This window comes from Neisseria macacae ATCC 33926, from assembly GCF_022749495.1.
Lineage (GTDB): Bacteria > Pseudomonadota > Gammaproteobacteria > Burkholderiales > Neisseriaceae > Neisseria > Neisseria macacae.
This window is the reverse complement of sequence record NZ_CP094241.1, coordinates 616037-634112: the sequence shown is the minus strand read 5'-3', so window position 1 is coordinate 634112 and position 18076 is coordinate 616037. Positions and strand designations below refer to the sequence as shown.

Sequence of the window (18076 nt, the reverse complement as noted above, 5' to 3'; positions counted from 1 at the left end):
TAGACAAAATGTGTAGCCATGTGTAGTATTACTACTCATTAGCCCGCCTGTTTTGAAATTTTGATGCAGGCGATTGGTTTCCATTGCTTTTCTGCCGAAACCGCCCGTCTTTCACGGCATCCGGCGGCGCCGGCACAAGGCCTTCCTCAACGAGAGATAAAACGATGAGTACACAAACAAATTTTGATTTGGTGTTGTTCGGCGCGACCGGCGATTTGGCAATGCGTAAGCTGCTGCCTTGTCTGTATCAGGCGCACGTTGCAGGGTTGCTCAATCCTCAGGGTCGTATTTTAGGTGTCAGCCGCAGCGATTTGGATACGGCGGGCTTTTTGGCAAAAGTGGAAACCAACTCCAAAATCCATGTCAAACAAAACTTTTCAGACGACGCTTGGGCATCGTTCGTCAAACGCATCGAATATTTGAAAGTCGACGTTACCCAAGAAGCCGATTTTGCCGCTTTGGGCGAAAAAGTCAAAGCCCGCAAAGAGACCGACAACGTCATCATCTATCTTTCCACCGCGCCGAAATTCTTCGCGCAAGCCTGCGAAAACCTTGCCAAAGTCGGACTGAACGCCGACAACGCGCGCGTCGTTTTGGAAAAACCGCTGGGTACCGACCTCGCCTCTTCCCAACAAATCAATACCGATGTCGCCCGCTACTTCAAAGAGAGCCAAATCTACCGCATCGACCACTACTTAGGCAAAGAAAGCCTGCAAAACCTGCTGGCGCTGCGTTTTGCCAACGTGATGTTCGAGCCGTTGTGGAACAACAAATACATCGAAAGCGTACAACTGACCATCGCCGAACAGCTCGGTGTGGAAGAGCGCGGCGAGTTCTACGACATTACCGGCGCGCTGCGCGACATGGTGCAAAACCACCTGATGCAAATGCTGTGCATGACTGCGATGGAAGCACCCGCCAGCTTGGATGCCGACGCGGTACGCGATGAAAAAGTCAAAGTCATCAAGTCGTTGAAACCGCTGACCATCGAATCCGTCAACGAAAACGTCGTGCGCGGACAATACACCGCCGCCAAAGGCATGAACGGCTATCTGCAAGAAATCAACGTTCCGCAAGACAGCTTCACCGAAACCTACGTCGCCATCAAAGCCGAAATCGAAAACGACCGTTGGAAAGGCGTTCCTTTCTACCTGCGTACCGGCAAACGCATGGCGGGCAAAGTGGCGGAAATCGTATTGAACTTCCGTCCGCTGCAAAACCATATTTTTGAAAACAGCCAAGCCGCGCCAAACCGTTTGGTTATCGAATTGCAGCCGACCGAATCCGTGCGCCTCTATACACAGATGAAAACGCCGGGCGCAGGCAACAAAGTGGAAATCGTGCCGCTGGCAACCGACTTGGAAAAAGCCCTCGAAGGCCGCCGCGCCGAAGCTTACGAACGCCTGCTGCTGGATGTCATCAACGGCAAGCTCGCCCTCTTCAACCGCCGCGACGAACTCGAAGCCGCCTGGGAATATGTGATGCCGATTCTGGAAAACTGGGCGAGCAACACCACCCCGCCGCACGGCTACGACGCGCATTCATGGGGTCCGGAAGCCGCCCGCGAACTGTTGGCGCGCGACGGACACAAGTGGCACGAAGACCAGTAAAGCCTTTTCAGACGACCTTTGCTTGAAGCGTTATCGGTTCAAAAAGGTCGTCTGAAAACCATAAGGCGGCAGATTAGGCGTTTCCGCCGACATTCTCGCCGCCATCGACAATACAGGCTCTCACTTACTTTTCCGCTCACAAACACTGCCTTTCAGACGACCTCCTGCCCCCTTTTTAACAAAAGGGTCGTCTGAAAACAGAGAAAGGACACTTTTATGTTCGTTTGGCATGAATACGAAAACGCAGCAGCCGCTTCAGAGGCTTTGGCAGACGCAGTCGCCGCCGCGCTGCAAAACGCGCTGGATAACAAAGGCAGCGCAGTGTTGGCGGTTTCCGGCGGCCGCTCGCCGATTCCCTTCTTCCAAGCCTTGTCGCAAAAAGATTTGGACTGGCAAAAAGTCGGCATCACTTTGGTTGACGAGCGCATCGTGCCGACAACCCACGTCGACAGCAACACCGCCCTGGCACACGAATACCTGCTGCAAAACAAAGCCGCCGCAGCGACCTGGATTCCCGTTGTCGAAGCGGGCAAAACTGAAACTGAATTACAACCCGACAGCGTCGTTACCTACGCGCTGAAACATTACAAACAACCTGACGTACTGATTTTGGGCATGGGCGGCGACGGACATACCGCCTCCCTTTTCCCGCAAGCGCCGCAGCTGAAGGCAGCCATCAACGAATCAGACGACCCGACCCTCATCCACACCACGCCCGTTACCGCGCCGCACGAGCGCGTCAGCATGACCTTGGGCGCCATCGCCAAAACGGAAAACGTCTTTTTGGCGATTCAGGGTGCGGAGAAAAAAGCCGTGTTCGACAAAGCCGCCGCGCGCGCCGATTTGGAATATCCGACCAGCCTGGTATTGAACCATCAAGGAGTAAACTGCCATGTCTTCTACTCAAACTGATATTCAACAACCCGTCGGCAAAAACTATCCGCGCCTGGTTGCCGATATCGGCGGCACCAACGCCCGCTTCGCGCTCGAAACCGCCCCGCAGCAGATTGAAAAAGCCCAAGTCTTGCCGTGCAAAGACTACGACACCATCGTCGATGCCGCCAAAGCCTATTTGGAACAGGCAGGCGGAGCCGAAGTCCGGCACGCCGCATTCGCCATCGCCAACCCGATTTTGGGCGACTGGGTGCAAATGACCAACCACCATTGGGCGTTTTCCATCGAAACCACCCGTCAGGCATTGGAGCTGGACACCCTCATCCTCTTGAACGACTTTACCGCGCAGGCATTGGCGGTAACGCAGACTTCAAGCAAAGACCTGATGCAGGTAGGCGGGCATAAACCCATCGAATTCGCCCCCAAAGCCGTCATCGGGCCGGGAACCGGTTTGGGCGTGAGCGGACTGGTGCACAGCCCCGCAGGCTGGGTCACGCTTGCCGGCGAAGGCGGCCATTCCAGTTTCCCGCCGTTTGACGACATGGAAGTTTTGATTTGGCAGTATGCGAAAAACAAATACGGTCATGTCTCCGCCGAACGCTTCCTCAGCGGCGCAGGTTTGAGCCTGATTTACGAAGCACTCGCCAAACGCGACAAACTGAAAAACTACCGCCTCAAACCGTCCGAAATCACCGAAAAAGCCTTAAGCGGCACATCCCCGCTCTGCCGTCAGACTTTGGACATCTTCTGCGCCATGCTCGGCACGGTCGCCTCCAACCTCGCCCTGACGCTGGGCGCGCGCGGCGGCGTGTATTTGTGCGGCGGCATCATCCCCCGCGTTTTGGAATATTTTAAAACCTCACCTTTCCGCAGCCGCTTTGAAAACAAAGGCCGTTTCGAAGCCTATCTCGCCGCGATTCCCGTCTATGTCGTCTTAAGCGAATTTCCGGGCATCACCGGCGCAGCGGCGGCACTCGACAACCACTTGAAAAACGTTTAATCACACAAGCCGCCCCGACAAGGGGCGGCACACACCGAAGGGCATATTTATGTTAAGCAAAATCAGCGAATCACTGTCAAACCTGTCGGGCGCGGAACGCAAAGTCGCCGAATGCGCCTTGGCGGAACCCAAATGGTTTGTCCATGCCGCCGTCGCCGAAATCGCCGAGCGCGCATCCGTCAGCCAGCCGACCGTCATCCGTTTTTGCCGCAGCCTGGGCTACAAAGGACTGCCCGAGTTCAAACTCGCCCTGTCCGCCAGCATAGGCCACGAAGGTATGCCCTACGTCCATGAAGAGCTCAACGCCGACGACGACATGAGCATCGTTGTCGAAAAAGTATTGGGCAACGCCGCCGCCTCCATTTTGGGCGAACGCCGCTTCCTGAAAGAGTCCGAACTGGAAAACGCCATCGCCACCCTGATGCACGCGCGCCGTGTCGAGTTTTACGGCGTCGGCAACTCCGGCATCGTCGCCCAAGATGCGCAACACAAATTCTTCCGCTTCGGCATTTCCACCGTCGCCTACGTCGATACCCACACCCAACTGATGGCAGCCTCCGTCCTGTCCGACCAAGACGTCGTCGTCGCCATTTCCAACACCGGCTCGTCCATCGAGCTTTTAGACGCCGTCAGCATCGCCAAAGAAAACGGCGCGTCCGTCATCGCCCTGACCCGCAACGACTCCCCGCTGGCACAGCTTGCCGACTGCGTATTGAGCATCGCCACGCAGGAAAACGCCGAACTCTACACCCCCATGGTGTCCCGCCTGCTGCAACTCGCCGTCATCGACATCCTCGCCATCGGACTCGCCCTGCGCCTGGGCGATGCCGCCAGCCTGCAACTGCAAAAAAGCAAAAAAAGCATACACAACAAACACATCGATTACGACAAAGACTAAACAATATAGTGGATTAAATTTAAATCAGGACAAGGCGACGAAGCCGCAGACAGTACAGATAGTACGACAAGACGAGGCAACGCCGTACTGGTTTAAAGTTAAGCCACTATACATTTTCAGACGACCCGACATATCCCAAGGTCGTCTGAAAATACCGACCAAAAAATCAGTGCCGCCGTTTTTCTTCAATGTTGCCACCCAACCCCAATAACGGCAGACCCCGCATTCACACCCAACCCTAAAAACGGAAACCCACCCGTTCCCGTTTCAGACGACCTCGCGGCCGTTTTCCCACAAAACCGTCCAACCTCAGGAGCATCCGATGAAACACCTTCACGACTTACCGGCTTGGTCAAAATTATGGATACATTTTGACGAAACCAAAGAACAACACATGCGCGAAATGTTCGATCAAGACCCGCAGCGTGCCGAACGCTACTGGCTGCAAGTCGGCGGACTAACGCTGGATTACTCCAAAAACCGCATCAACGACGAAACCATGGCACTGTTGTTCGAGCTTGCCCGTGAAGCCGGCGTACCCAAACGCATGCAGCAGATGTTCCGCGGCGAAAAAATCAACACCACCGAAAACCGCGCCGTCCTCCACGTCGCCCTGCGCAACCGCACCAACTCCCCCATCGTCGTTGACGGCGAAGACGTCATGCCCAAAGTCAACCACGTCCTCCAACGCATGGGCGAATTCGCACATGAAGTCCGCAGCGGCAGCTGGTTAGGCTACACCAACCAAGTCATCACCGACATCGTCAACATCGGCATCGGCGGCTCCGACCTCGGCCCGCTGATGATGTGTACCGCGCTCAAACCCTTCGGACACCCCCGCCTCAACATGCACTTCGTCTCCAACGTGGATGGCTCCCAACTGCGCGACGTATTGTCCAAAGTCCACCCCGAGACCACCCTCTTCATCATCGCCTCCAAAACCTTCACCACCCAAGAAACCCTCACCAACGCCCTGACCGCGCGCAAATGGTTCCTTGACCACGCAGGCGACGAAGCCGCCGTCGCCAAACACTTCGTCGCCGTCTCCACCAACCAAAAAGCCGTCGCCGAGTTCGGCATCGACACCGCCAACATGTTCGAATTTTGGGACTGGGTCGGCGGACGATACAGCCTCTGGTCAGCCATCGGCCTGCCCATCATGCTCTATTTGGGCGAAGAAAACTTCATCGAAATGCTCAACGGCGCGCACCTGATGGACCAACACTTCATCAACACCCCGCTCGAGCGCAACATGCCCGTCATCCTTGCCCTCATCGGCATCTGGTACATCAACTACTACGGCGGTGGCAGCCACGTCATCGCGCCTTACGACCAACACCTCCACCGCCTGCCCAAATTCATCCAGCAGCTCGACATGGAGAGCAACGGCAAACAAGTTACCCTCGACGGCAAAGCAGTCGGCTACGAAACCTCCCCCATCATCTGGGGCGAAACCGGCATCAACGGTCAGCACGCCTTCTTCCAACTGCTGCACCAAGGCACCCACATCACCCCGATCGACCTCATCGCCTCGCTTGAAAAACGCAGCAACCTGCGCGGCCACCATGAAATCCTACTCGCCAACGTCTTCGCCCAAGCCGAAGCCTTCATGCGCGGCAAAACCCCCGACGAAGTCCGCGCCGAACTCAAAGCTCAAGGCATGGAAGCAGAGCGCATCGAAGAGCTGGTTCCGCACAAAACCTTCTCAGGCAACCGCCCGACCAACCTCATCCTCATGGACAAAATCAACCCCCGCAACATGGGTAGCCTGATCGCCATGTACGAACACAAAACCTTCGTCCAAGGCATCATCTGGGGCATCAACAGCTTCGACCAATGGGGTGTCGAACTCGGCAAACAGCTCGCCAAAACCATCCTCGCCGAGCTGACTGGCGAAACCGGCATACAAAAACACGACAGCTCCACCACCCGCCTGATCAACCTTTATCTGAACGCCAACAAATAAAGACAGCCCCATCAGGACAAAAGGTCGTCTGAAAACCCAGATTCAAGGTTTTCAGACGACCTTTTTGTCTGAAAGAGTTGATAAATATAGCAGGAATTCAAATAAGGAATAACGGCAGCATGGCGGTTTGCCATTGAAGCTGCCATGCATTTATGGATAGCAACATTCCTTCCGTTTTATAAATTTTCAACGGGGTGTCCATAAAAATACTTCATACCCTCTATCCAGTTTTTTTCGGCTAACCGATCGATATAGCCAATCATCAAATCAAGCTCATTTCTCGAGATGACCGCATCAGTCTCAACCGGAATTTTTTCGCCCGTAAAGATAGATAAAAGAGAAGATTGGACATAGAGATTATATTTTTCCCTCTTTTGTGCGGCAACATATAGAGCAGTCATAATTTCTTGCGTCAATAAACCGGGGAAGGCGGGAGAGGACTTATAGTAATAACAATCTGAATCTATGGTTTTTATCTTATCCAGATATAAATTTCCTACATCATCCAAGGTTGCGTTTTCCGATAATGTTGAACGATAGTTGAGGAAAATATCCAACGCATCTTTTATCGCTATTTCTAAATTACTGTCAAAGCCATCCCATTGCCCCCACAACGCTAAAAGGTATGGAATGACTTGGTATGACATTGTTGCCGTTGCGCCGACAACGAAGGTAAAGGCACCAAATGACGATGCGGAATCCAAAAAACGCAAATTCCCAATGTTTTGCAAATCATCGTGTGTACACACCGAACAAAACAGCCTAATACACAAATTTAATACCGTTTTATCTTTTGTTTGGTTCATCAGGTCGACTAAAAGGTTTTTGACGGAAAAGTCTCCTTTTTTCATGATTTCGACAATGAGCAATATGCGTTCGCGCTCTTCCTGAACCGAAAGCAAGCTGCCCTTTAGTTCATCCAAACTCATCTGATTGACTTTGCCATACCAAATTCCGGGCAGTAATACTTCAATCATGTACCAAGCTCCTATCTTAAACTTTGCTGTCAAAATGCAAAGGTCGTCTGAAAAAGCCCGTATCCGGGGTTTTCAGACGACCTTTCCCTTATTCTTCTTAGTTTGCCGCCTCAAGGCAGGGCGATGAATTTAATCAGCACTTCTTTGAAAATAAAGCCGAACACGCCCAAGCCCAATACCAGGAACAAAATCGCGATGCCGAATTTGCCCGCCTTGGATTCTTTGCCCAAGTTCCAGACGATAAAGCCCAAGAAAATAACCAGTCCGGTCAGACAGATTTTCATCGCCCAATCGGAAAATTCCGCTTCACTCATAATCGATTTCCTTATTTGATGTTGTGTGTATTTTAATGTTTTCAGACGACCTTTGAAACGCCAAGAGGTCGTCTGAAATGTAATGGTTCAGCAAATGCCGTCCGTCGGGCGTTTGGCTTAACGCGCCAACGCCTGTTTCAAATCGTCAATCAAATCATCGACGTATTCCAAGCCGACAGACAGGCGCACCAGTCCGGGGCGGATATTGGCGGCGAGTTTTTCTTCGGGCTGCATTCTGCCGTGTGTGGTTGTCCACGGGTGGGTAATGGTCGAGCGCACGTCACCGAGGTTGGCGGTACGGGAGAAGAGTTCGACGCCGTCCACGACTTTCCACGCGGCGTCAGTGTCGGCGACTTCAAAGCCGATGACGATGCCGCCGCCGTTTTGCTGTTTGCGGATAAGCTCCGCCTGCGGATGGTCGGGCAATCCGGTGTAGTAAACGGCTTGAACCTGCGGCTGCGCTTGCAGCCATTGGGCGATTTTCAGGGCATTATCGAACTGTTTTTCCATACGCAGCGACAGGGTTTCCACGCCGCTCAACAACTGCCATGCGTTAAACGGCGACATCGCCAGCCCGCAAGAGTTGCAGTAAACGGCGACCTGCGTCATCAGTTCTTCCGAACCCGCCAACACGCCGCCCATCACGCGTCCGTGTCCGTCGATGGCTTTGGTTGCGGAGGAAACGGAAATATCCGCGCCGTGTTTCAAAGGCTGCGAGCCGACAGGCGACAGCAGGCTGTTGTCCACCACCAAAAGCGCGCCGATGCTGTGCGCCAATTCTGCCAAGGCTTCCAAGTCGGCCACTTCGCCCAAGGGGTTGGACGGTGTTTCCAAAAACAGTAGTTTGGTGTTGGCTTTGACGGCAGCTTTCCATTCGTCCACATCGGTCGGCGACACATGGCTCACTTCGATACCGAATTTGGTGACGATGTTATTGATAAAGCCGACGGTCGTGCCGAACAGGCTGCGGCTGGAAATCACATGGTCGCCCGCCTGCAGGAAGGTGAAAAATGCCGCCTGAATCGCGGACATACCGGTCGAAGTGGCGACCGCGCGTTCCGCGCCTTCTAAGGCAGCGATGCGTTTTTCAAAGGCGGCTGTGGTCGGGTTGGCAGTACGGGTATAAGTGAACCCTTTGATTTTTTTGGAAAACAAATCGGCGGCATGTTGGGCGCTGTCCCACATGAAGCTGCTGGTGAGGAACAATGCCTGATTGTGTTCGCGGTATTCGGTTTGCTCTTTGCCGCCGCGTATGGCGAGCGTCTGCGGGTGGAGTTTTTTACTCATTTGTTTTCCAATCTTGTTCAGCAGGTTTGTTTGATGTCTTATAGTGGATTAACTTTAAACCAGTACGGCGTTGCCTCGCCTTAGCTCAAAGAGAACGATTCTCTAAGGTGCTGAAGCACCAAGTGAATCGGTTCCGTACTATAGTGGATTAAAATTGCAATGATACGGCGTTGCCAACGCCCTTATGTACTATCCGTACACGGCGGGCGTTGCCGCCTTGTCTCATTTTTATTTTAATCCACTATATCTGTACTGTCTGCGGCTTCGTCGCCTTGTCCTGATTTAGTTAATCCACTATAAATAAGAGAAGCCATAGGTTAACTTGTTAACATTTTGCGCTTATTTGCGCCGTCTTTCAAGTTTGGCGGCGAATGGCAAAAGGTCGTCTGAAAACGTTTTTCAGACGACCTTTTGCAATCGTTCCAAGCTTTATTGATAAATCCGCCCGTCGTGTTCCAGCCAGCCGTCGGCATGGCGGCCTGCGGGGTCGTGGTGCGTCCAATGGAGGACGCCGCCCTGTTCCGACCATTCGTATTCGCCGTAGAAGCCGACTTTATCGCCTTTTTTCAAGCCTTTGATTTTGTCGGCGAGGTCGATGTTGTGCGCCACTAAAAGCGTTTGCCCGCTGGACAGTTTCAAGATAAAACGCTGATGGCGCGTGCCTTGGTTGTCGTCTGGCAGCGTTTTGAGAACGGCACCTTCGCCTTTCACTTGAATATCGCTCTCTTGGTTTTCAAAGGCTTGCTGCAATATTTGTTCCGCGCTGCCATGCCCTGCTTGGCGGTTGGACTTCGGCTGCTTCGGTTGCGATTTTTTGGATTCGGACTGCTCGGATTGGCGTTTTTCTGCTTGGGTTTGGGGCTGCGTTTGGGTTGGTACGGTATCCGCTGCCTGACCTTGCCGCCCCTGCTGCATTTTTTGATAACCGACTACCACGGCGGCAACAATCAGTATCCAAATCCATTTGTTTTTGTTCATAAAATCCACGCCCAAAAAAATGCCCGACGGTTCATCGGGCATAAATTATTTGAAAGGAGTTAAATCACGATAACGTGAGTCGCCATTATATACAAAACCGGCGGAAAAATCAGCATTTTCAGTCCGATACCTGAAGCAGCGGCGTGATCACGCTTTTTTGTTCCCCTGACTGTATTTCATTTCGTATTTGATGTCGTTCAGGATTTTTTTCACGTTGTAATCCAAAAGCTGTTCTACCAAATCGGGCGCCTGTTCGCTGAGGGTTTGTTGGAGCTGGTAGGTAAACAGCGCCATTTGTTTCTGCACGGCGGTGCGTATCATGCCGTTGACGGCGTCGGCGACGTGCGGGCGCAGGCGTTTGATTAAACGCTCGCTCAGGTCTTGCTCGGAAATGCAGAACACTTCCCTGCGGTTGATAACCTGCGGGTTCAACACGTTGATATGGACGGTAATCGGCGGCGTTTCTTCTTTGGGGTCGTCTGAAACCTGCTCTTGCGCCTGCGGATTTTCGTTTTCAGACGACGTTGGCGCTTCTTTTGCAGGCGCATCAAATTCGACTGTTTTACGTTTCGGGTTCAGCCAAACCGTGCGCGTGGACTCGATTTGCCTGTCGGACGCGCTCATTTGCAGCGAAGACTGCGCGTTCAGCCAGTTTTCCTGCAAAATCACCATCGCATCGGTCTCCGCCGTTTCAGCGGCTTCTTCCTCCAGCATGGCGTTGTGTTCCTCCTGCCATTTGCGCAGATATTCCGTCAACACGGCATCGCGGTTGGCATCGTCGAGCTTGACCGACTTGGTTTTGGGCTTCTGCTCGAAGGCAGGCTCTTGAGATTCGCGCACCAAAGGCGCGTGTGTGTAAGGTGCGTTCAATTGGCGGGTTTGCCGCAGCTTTTCCAAGCGGCTTTCCCAATCCAGGCTTTCATCCGTTTGTTGTGGCGTATCGGGACGATTCGTATCCATTTTTAGCTTTCGTTCTTCCGTTGTGTCATTTCATTTCACGCGCATAGCGAATGCCGTGATTTGCTATAATGCGGTATTTTAACAGATTCCCAGGAACACATCATGAGCAGCATCGAACAACGCCTCGAATATTTGGAAGAAGCCAACGACGTTTTGCGTATGCAGAACCACGTCCTCGCCACCGCCCTCAAAGGCCTGATCCGTTCGCTGCCGTCCGACATGGCAAACGAAGCCGTCGAGTCCATCCAGCTTGCCTTTGAAGACGCACTCGCCGAATTGAACTACGAAGACAGCCCGCATACCGACCTCTTCCATGACGTAACCTACGCTTTTTTCCGCGAAAAAGACCACTGACGCGTAGCGACTTCCCCAAACCGTGTTAAACTATCCGTTTATTTATTAATATCCGTAAAGAAGGAACCTCCCCATGAACATGAAAAAATGGATTGCAGCCGCCCTCGCCTGCTCCGCGCTGGCACTCTCCGCCTGCGGCGGCCAAAGCAAAGACGCTTCCTCGTCAGCCCCTAAAGCCGACAAAGTGTACCGCGTCGCCGCCAACGCCGAATTCGCCCCTTTCGAATCATTGGATTCCGCCAGCAACGTTGAAGGTTTTGACGTCGATTTGATGAACGCGATGGCAAAAGCCGGCGGATTCAAAGTCGAATTCAAACACCAGCCTTGGGACAGCCTCTTCCCCGCGCTCAAAAACGGTGATACAGATATCGTCATCTCCGGCGTAACCATTACCGACGAGCGCAAGCAGTCCATGGATTTCACCGACCCTTATTTTGAAATTACCCAAGTCGTCCTCGTTCCCAAAGGTAAAAAAGTCGCCTCTTCAGACGACCTCAAAAACATGGCGAAAGTCGGTGTCGTTACCGGACAAACCGGCGACTTCTCCGTTTCCAAACTCTTGGGCAACGACAATCCTAAAATCGCCCGCTTCGAGAGCGTTCCTTTGGTCATCAAAGAGCTGGAAAACGGCGGCGTGGATGCCGTGGTCAGCGACAGTGCGGTCATCGCCAACTATGTGAAAAACAACCCGACCAAAAGCATGGACTTCATCACCCTGCCTGATTTCACGATTGAAAACTACGGCATAGCCGCACGCAAAGGCGACGAAGCGACCGTCAAAATGCTGAACGAAGCGCTGAAAAAAGTACGCGACAGCGGCGAATACGACAAAATCCACGCCAAATACTTCGCCAAAGAAGGCGATAAAGCGGCAGCCGCCAGCCAAGCAGCCAGCCAACCTGAAGCAGCCAAATAATCTGTTTCAACGTTCTTAAGCAATAAGAAAGGTCGTCTGAAAGCCTGTATCGCGGGTTTCAGACGACCTTTTATAGTGGATTCAATTTAAACCAGTACGGCGTTGCCTCGCCTTAGCTCAAAGAGAACGATTCTCTAAGGTGCTGAAGCACCAAGTGAATCGGTTCCGTACTATCTGTACTGTCTGCGGCTTCGTCGCCTTGTCCTGATTTAGTTAATCCACTATATGCCGGATTCCGTTCCGAAGGCAGTATTGGGCGGCTTGGCCCTACCCTCGTTATCCGATAGCCAAGTCTTTCCGAACCAAGCCGCCGCAGAAATTCAAACATACAGAAAGTCCCTTATGTCCCAATCCACACCCGCCCCGCTGGGCGAAAAGCAAATGGCGGTTTTGATGGCTATGTTGGTTGCCCTGATGCCGTTTTCGGTCGATGCCTACCTGCCCGCCATTCCGGAAATGGCGCAGTCGTTGAGTACGGATATCCACCGCATTGAGCAGAGTTTGGTTTTGTTTATGTTCGGCGTGGCGTTCGGGCAGATTGCCGGCGGCGCGGTTTCGGACATCAAGGGACGCAGACCGGTGGCTTTGGTCGGTTTGAGCATTTATTTTGCGGCCGTTGTCGCGCTGACGATGGTGCAGTCGGTGGACGGGCTGTTGAACCTGCGCGCGGTACAGGCGTTCGGGGCGGGGATGACGGTGGTCATCGTCGGAGCGATGGTGCGCGATTATTATTCGGGCAGGCAGGCGGCGCAGATGTTTGCCTTAATCGGCATTATCCTGATGGTCGTGCCGCTGATTGCACCTATGTTCGGCTCTCTGTTGCAGGAATTGGGCGGCTGGCGTTTTATTTTCGGTTTTTTGGCGGCGTATTCGTTTGTTTTGTTCATCTTGGTGTTTGCTTTCCTGCCGCGTCCGAAGCAGACGGGCAAAATCGGGATGGACATTTTCGGATTGGTGGCAGGCAGGTTCGCCAGAGTGCTGAAGACGCGGGCGGCGATGGGCTATCTGTTTTTTCAGGCATTCAGCTTTGCCTCGATGTTTGCATTTTTGACGGAATCGTCTTTTGTTTACCAAAAGCTGTACCATGTTACGCCGCGCCAATACGCTTGGGTGTTTGCGCTGAACATCCTCACGATGGCTTCGTTTAACCGCATCACGGCATGGCGGCTGAAAACGGGGGCGCACCCGCAAAGTATTTTGAAATGGGGCATTATCGTGCAGTTTGTGGCGAACCTGACGATGGTGCTGTTGGTCGTATCGATGGGGCTGCCGCCGATGTGGGCTTTGGTGCCATGCGTAATGTTTTCGGTAGGCACGCAAGGCTTGGTCGGCGCAAACACGCAGGCTTGCTTTATGGCTTATTTCAAGCAGGAAAGCGCCAGCGCAAATGGGGTATTGGGCGCGTTCCAATCCATCATCGGCGCAAGCGTAGGGCTGTTGGCAACGCGGCTGCACAATGGTTCTGCGTTGGTGATGGCGGGCATGATGCTGGCTTCGACGGTATGCGGGATTGTGTTGCTGTGGCTCTGCTCGCATCAGGCTTGGAAGGAAAACGATATAGTCAATTAAAATCAAAATAGGACAGTAGCGCATCGTCAAATCGGGCGTAATCAGACAATACGGTTCGCAGATACCGCTTAATATTCGCCCACACCTTCTCAATCGGGTTGAGCTCAGGTGAATAAGGTGCAAGAGGCAATACCTTATGTCCCCATTTTTCCGCCATTTCCCGTAAGACACCCATACGGTGAAATCGCGCATTATCTAAAATAATCACCGATTTTTGAGTCAATGCGGGCAGTAGGCATTGCTGAAACCACGCTTCAAAAAAAACTCCGGTCATCGTATTTTGATAAACCATCGGAGCAATCAGCCGGTTGCCGACTTGTGCGGACACCAGAGATAAGCGTCGGTATCTTTTTCCACTTATCTGCGCTTTCACTATTTGCCCTCTCAGGCTGCGGGCATAGGGACGGAACAGGTAGCGGTCAAATCCTGTTTCATCCAAATAAACGCGTTGGTAGTCGGAAAATTCGGCCAGCTGTGTCAAATAATGCGTTACTTTGGCCGGGTCTTGTTCTTTGTAAGTGGTGGTCTTTTTTTGCGCGTCATCCCCATCTGTTTGAGTGCATAGCAAACGGCGGCTGGCGTACAATCAAAATGTTTGGCGATTTCATGCAGATAGGCATCCGGGTGTTGCCCAACATATTGAGCCAGTTTTTGCCTATCCAATTTGACGGCATTTAGACCGGTAACTTGATGTTTTAGGCTGCCTGTTTGTTTTTTAAGGCGAATCCACAGGTAAAGCGTGTTTCTTGACAAGTTAAACGTTGCTGCGGTTTGGCTGATGTTTTTGCATTGTTCGTAATAGTTTAAAGCTTTGTTTCTTAAGTCCGCAAAGTATGCCATGGTTAGACCTTAAAAATTGAGTATTGTACCATTTTGTTTTTAATTGACTATAAAAGCGAATATGTGTGAATATAGTGGATTAACTTTAAACCAGTACGGCGTTGCCTCGCCTTGCCGTACTATCTGTACTGTCTGCGGCTTCGTCGCCTTGTCCTGATTTAAATTTAATCCACTATAATAAATAACAAAAGGTCGTCTGAAACCTTGAAATCGGGTTTCAGACGACCTTTTTACATCAGCCTATTGCTTATTGCACAACATCGCAAGACTTCGCTTTTTCGTGCTTAGGCGCATTGACGAAATCTTTGCAGTCCGCCAGCAGCTTGGGCAAAAGCGGTTGGAACACGGGATGGCTGCGCAGCTTGCCCGCGTAAAACGACATCATGTACGGATAATAATACTGCATCGCCTGCATCCATTTCGCGCCCTCTTCCTTCTTGCCTTGCCGGTAGAGATACAGCGCCACCTGATATGCGTTGGAATACGGGCGGTAAGACAAGGAATCGATCGCCGCCTTCTCCGCCCAAGGTTTGACCTGCATATCGGTCGGCTCGGCACGGCGGGTCAGGCTGAGGTCGGCATAATAAGCCAGCATCGGGCTGGTTTCGGAAATATGGCGCAAACCGTTAATCTTCCGCCCCGCCATCTCCGTACTTTCATTTTTCGGAATCCGGCTGTAATCGACCAAATCGGTATACGTCCAGCCCATATGCAGCAGCCCGCCGATAATCAGCAACGTAGCAAGCCCGCCCGCCCAATTGCGGCCGCGCATCCAAGCGAGGTCGTCTGAAACGTCTTCATAACGTGCCGGCGCGAGTGCGAACATCAACACAAACGGCGTCAGGAAATAGATATACCACAATGGGTACTCCAGCATACTGTGGCACATACTGACAGCAACCATAGACAGCAGCAGCAGCGAAGCCGGATGGTAAGGACGCACCAGCATCCGCCACAGCCCCGCAAGCATCGTCAGGGCAACCAATACCGTACCGACCAGCCCGACTTCGGAGAGCAGTTGTAAAACAATATTGTGCGAATGGGTAAACAAAACGCCTAAGATATTATTCGGGAAATACTGCTGCTCCGCATTAATCCAGAAAGTCTGTTGAGCAAAGCTGTTCCAGCCGTGTCCGAACCAAGGTGCGGACAAAAAGGCAGTCCAGGCTTTACGCCATTCAATCTGACGCATCGATCCTTCAAAACCGCTGTTTCCGGCGCGTTCGACCGCCGTTTCATATTGACCGTTGCCCAGCAGTTCTAAAATCGAACCCATCGCAAATTGAAATACCGCCACCAACGCGACCGTCAGGAAAAATATCCGCACCAGCCTCGCAGAATCCCGTCCCGCACGCCAACGCCACACAGGCAAAATCAACGCCACGCCGGCCACATAGCCCAGAATCGTGCGCGAGTTGACCAAGCCCAAGACAGCCGTCATCAGGAAGACCAACAAAAATCCCAGCCAGCCCGGCATTTTGCGGGTTGACCACAAATAAGCCGCCGCCAAAACACCCCACATCAAATAATGCCCGAGGTGGTTGCGCTGCCCAAGCTGACCACTAACCTCTTTTCCGCTATACACAATCATGTTGCGCAGGAACCCAAGATCGTACCAGCCCTTAAACTGTATAAACGCAATCGCAGCCTGCAGCAACGTACCAAACAGCAGCGACCACGCAAACACCGTCACAATGCGTTCCTGCCCGTAGGCCGCCACCCAGCCGCGGCAAGCCCATACCGCCAAAGCCAGAATGATAAACGTCCACATCACCATATCGTTCATGCCGACGTAAATCAAATCCATCATCCGCGCCTGCAGCCACCAAAATGCCGCCAAAACCAGCAAACCGACGGCCGCCTTCGGCAGACGAACGCTCAACAAACCCTTATACGCCGTCACCAACACCAGCATCAGCGCGCCCAGAAGCGAAGCCGCTTCCAGATAAAAACTCGACAACGGACCCACGCGGTAGAAGGACAAAAACGGCGCGGCGCATATCCACAAGAAACAGCACCACAACGGCAACAAACGTCTGTCCCATTCACTCTTAAGGTCGTCTGAAAAACGCATAAACATTATTTTCCCGCCTTTCTCTGCTGCTTCACAAAAGCCAGGCATGCAACAAAAAACACCAAACACGCCGTCAACGATAAAGCGGCACACACCACCTCGGCAGCACCCGCATTAAACAAACGCATCACCGCCTCGGCAAAATAAATCAAAATCAACATAGAACTATACTGGTAAGTATAAACTTTACCCTTCAAAATACCCGACAACGGCAGGCACAAAGGCAAAGCCTTCAGCGCCAGCCACGAACCGCCGCTGCGCAAAGGCGCAATCCACAGTTCCCACGATAAAGAAAGGACAATCAAAAAAATCAAGCTGCCGCAAGCAGCCAGATAAGGCAACGAAGATTTATGAGAAGAAGTATTCACGGATAAAGTTCAACAGGCATCGCGCCGAGTGTAAAATGCAGGATTATACCGAAAACCGAAACAGCCGTTGCAGCCCGACCGTTTCAGACGACCCCGGGCTACCGTCAGCATCCGTCGTATTACTTTTCAAACTGTCCGACGAATCAAAAAGATATCCCGTCAGGCAGCCGGGCATCCCGAAAAAATCCCCAAACAGGTTGAACCTTCACGCCTGCCCATAATCCTATTGATTTATTCTTTTGGTTCTCTATGAAAACAAACCATACCCTATCTTTCAAAACCGCAATTCTCCGTTTGTCCGCATTAGGCTTGGCATTCACACTTGCCGCGTGTGCCGGCGGCCCATCCACCGGCCCCGTACCCGACGGCTACTACCGCGTCAAACCAGGCGACACCCTCAGCCAAATCGCCAAACGCTACGGACAAAACGTCAACACCTTGGCATCATGGAACAATCTGAACAACGCCTCACAAATCGAAGTCGGACAAGTCTTGCGCGTCCGTAAAAACGTCGCCAACCGCCCCCGTTCCGGCAGTACCGACATCAGCAGCGCCAGAACCGTCGCCCCCGTCAACCGCCTGACCCTGCAATGGCCGGTCGACAACGGCAAAAATTCCATCATCCGCGGCTACGACAACGCAACCAACAAAGGCATCGATATCGGCGGCACACTCGGACAAAGCGTCAAATCCGCAGCCGCCGGAACCGTCCTCTACGTCGGCGAAGAAGTGCGCGGCTACGGCAAACTGATTCTCATCAGCCACAGCGACTTCTCCATCACCGCCTACGCACACAACGACACCATTCTGGTTCAAAAAGACCAAAAAGTCGCAGCAGGCCAGCCGATTGCCACCATGGGCAATAGCGACACAGACGGCGTCAAACTGCATTTCGAAGTCCGCATGAACGGCAAAGCCGTCGACCCCATGCAGTACCTGCCCGGCTGATCCACAGCTTAATAGAACCCAAACCAAGCCGCAGCCCGATTCCGACAAACGGATTACAGGTCGTCTGAAATGAAAAAAACGCTTCTGTTTTAAGAGACAGAAGCGTTTTTTACAATTTGGTAT

General features: G+C 52.5%; 18 protein-coding genes. 9 read left to right on the top strand and 9 right to left on the bottom strand.

Going from position 1 to position 18076, the window contains the following annotated elements; translation table 11 throughout:
• The first annotated feature begins 164 nt into the window (after nt 1-164).
• The 4 genes from zwf to hexR all read left to right on the top strand — a co-directional run bounded on the left by zwf (nt 165) and on the right by hexR (nt 4402).
• Nucleotides 165-1610, top strand: coding sequence for a glucose-6-phosphate dehydrogenase (zwf, locus tag MON40_RS03005; protein ID WP_003776991.1), 1446 nt, complete (start codon nt 165-167; stop codon nt 1608-1610).
• Nucleotides 1611-1826: 216 nt separating this feature from the next.
• Nucleotides 1827-2522 (top strand): 6-phosphogluconolactonase, encoded by a 696-nt coding sequence (pgl, locus tag MON40_RS03000; RefSeq protein WP_003776989.1) that lies wholly within the window; start codon nt 1827-1829, stop codon nt 2520-2522.
• Nucleotides 2503-3504, top strand: coding sequence for a glucokinase (locus MON40_RS02995; RefSeq protein WP_003776988.1), 1002 nt, complete (start codon nt 2503-2505; stop codon nt 3502-3504). Before pgl ends, MON40_RS02995 begins: the two co-directional genes overlap by 20 nt.
• A 49-nt stretch (nt 3505-3553) precedes the next feature.
• A complete protein-coding gene (gene hexR / locus MON40_RS02990) occupies nt 3554-4402 on the top strand; it encodes a DNA-binding transcriptional regulator HexR (RefSeq protein ID WP_003776986.1) in 849 nt (282 codons plus the stop codon).
• Between the two features lie 24 nt (nt 4403-4426).
• On the opposite strand, the gene MON40_RS13480 is transcribed toward hexR, so the two are convergent.
• Nucleotides 4427-4600, bottom strand: coding sequence for a hypothetical protein (locus MON40_RS13480; RefSeq protein WP_167317430.1), 174 nt, complete (start codon nt 4598-4600; stop codon nt 4427-4429).
• Nucleotides 4601-4724: 124 nt separating this feature from the next.
• Between MON40_RS13480 and pgi the strand changes: the two genes are divergently transcribed.
• Nucleotides 4725-6368 (top strand): glucose-6-phosphate isomerase, encoded by a 1644-nt coding sequence (pgi, locus tag MON40_RS02980; RefSeq protein WP_003776981.1) that lies wholly within the window; start codon nt 4725-4727, stop codon nt 6366-6368.
• Between the two features lie 176 nt (nt 6369-6544).
• On the opposite strand, the gene imm47 is transcribed toward pgi, so the two are convergent.
• From imm47 to MON40_RS02955, 5 genes are all read right to left on the bottom strand, one after another.
• The gene (imm47, locus tag MON40_RS02975; protein WP_003776977.1) at nt 6545-7345 is read right to left on the bottom strand and encodes an Imm47 family immunity protein; all 801 of its coding nucleotides are present in this window, start codon (nt 7343-7345) and stop codon (nt 6545-6547) included.
• 110 nt (nt 7346-7455) lie between these two features.
• Complete coding sequence (locus MON40_RS02970) at nt 7456-7659, bottom strand: DUF2788 domain-containing protein (protein WP_003768561.1); 204 nt, start codon at nt 7657-7659, stop codon at nt 7456-7458.
• A gap of 117 nt (nt 7660-7776) precedes the next feature.
• A complete protein-coding gene (gene metZ / locus MON40_RS02965) occupies nt 7777-8946 on the bottom strand; it encodes an O-succinylhomoserine sulfhydrylase (protein WP_003776974.1) in 1170 nt (389 codons plus the stop codon).
• Between the two features lie 429 nt (nt 8947-9375).
• Nucleotides 9376-9966, bottom strand: a complete 591-nt coding sequence (locus MON40_RS02960; protein ID WP_003776973.1) for a DUF3465 domain-containing protein — start codon at nt 9964-9966, stop codon at nt 9376-9378.
• 105 nt (nt 9967-10071) lie between these two features.
• The gene (locus MON40_RS02955; RefSeq protein ID WP_003776972.1) at nt 10072-10884 is read right to left on the bottom strand and encodes a hypothetical protein; all 813 of its coding nucleotides are present in this window, start codon (nt 10882-10884) and stop codon (nt 10072-10074) included.
• Between the two features lie 102 nt (nt 10885-10986).
• On the opposite strand from MON40_RS02955, the gene MON40_RS02950 reads away from it, so the two are divergent.
• From MON40_RS02950 to MON40_RS02940, 3 genes are all read left to right on the top strand, one after another.
• Entirely contained in the window at nt 10987-11238 is a 252-nt protein-coding gene (locus MON40_RS02950) for an NGO1151 family protein (RefSeq protein ID WP_003768589.1), read from the top strand.
• A gap of 73 nt (nt 11239-11311) precedes the next feature.
• The gene (locus MON40_RS02945; protein ID WP_003776971.1) at nt 11312-12154 is read left to right on the top strand and encodes a basic amino acid ABC transporter substrate-binding protein; all 843 of its coding nucleotides are present in this window, start codon (nt 11312-11314) and stop codon (nt 12152-12154) included.
• A gap of 342 nt (nt 12155-12496) precedes the next feature.
• Nucleotides 12497-13723 (top strand): multidrug effflux MFS transporter, encoded by a 1227-nt coding sequence (locus tag MON40_RS02940; protein WP_242925991.1) that lies wholly within the window; start codon nt 12497-12499, stop codon nt 13721-13723.
• Here MON40_RS02940 and MON40_RS02935 read toward each other — a convergent pair.
• From MON40_RS02935 to MON40_RS02925, 3 genes are all read right to left on the bottom strand, one after another.
• A protein-coding gene (locus MON40_RS02935) for an IS630 family transposase (RefSeq protein ID WP_242925990.1) occupies nt 13716-14563 on the bottom strand; the annotation gives its coding sequence in 2 pieces (ribosomal slippage) (nt 13716-14248 and nt 14248-14563; 849 coding nt in all). The genes MON40_RS02940 and MON40_RS02935 overlap by 8 nt on opposite strands.
• A gap of 247 nt (nt 14564-14810) precedes the next feature.
• Nucleotides 14811-16643, bottom strand: coding sequence for a PglL family O-oligosaccharyltransferase (locus tag MON40_RS02930; RefSeq protein ID WP_003776966.1), 1833 nt, complete (start codon nt 16641-16643; stop codon nt 14811-14813).
• Nucleotides 16643-17005: a DUF2069 domain-containing protein gene (locus MON40_RS02925; RefSeq protein ID WP_003768527.1), complete on the bottom strand. Its 363-nt coding sequence runs from the start codon at nt 17003-17005 to the stop codon at nt 16643-16645. Before MON40_RS02925 ends, MON40_RS02930 begins: the two co-directional genes overlap by 1 nt.
• A 249-nt stretch (nt 17006-17254) precedes the next feature.
• Here MON40_RS02925 and MON40_RS02920 point away from each other — a divergent pair, with 249 nt between their 5' ends.
• Nucleotides 17255-17953, top strand: coding sequence for a murein hydrolase activator EnvC family protein (locus MON40_RS02920; RefSeq protein ID WP_003776960.1), 699 nt, complete (start codon nt 17255-17257; stop codon nt 17951-17953).
• The last annotated feature ends 123 nt before the right edge of the window (nt 17954-18076 follow it).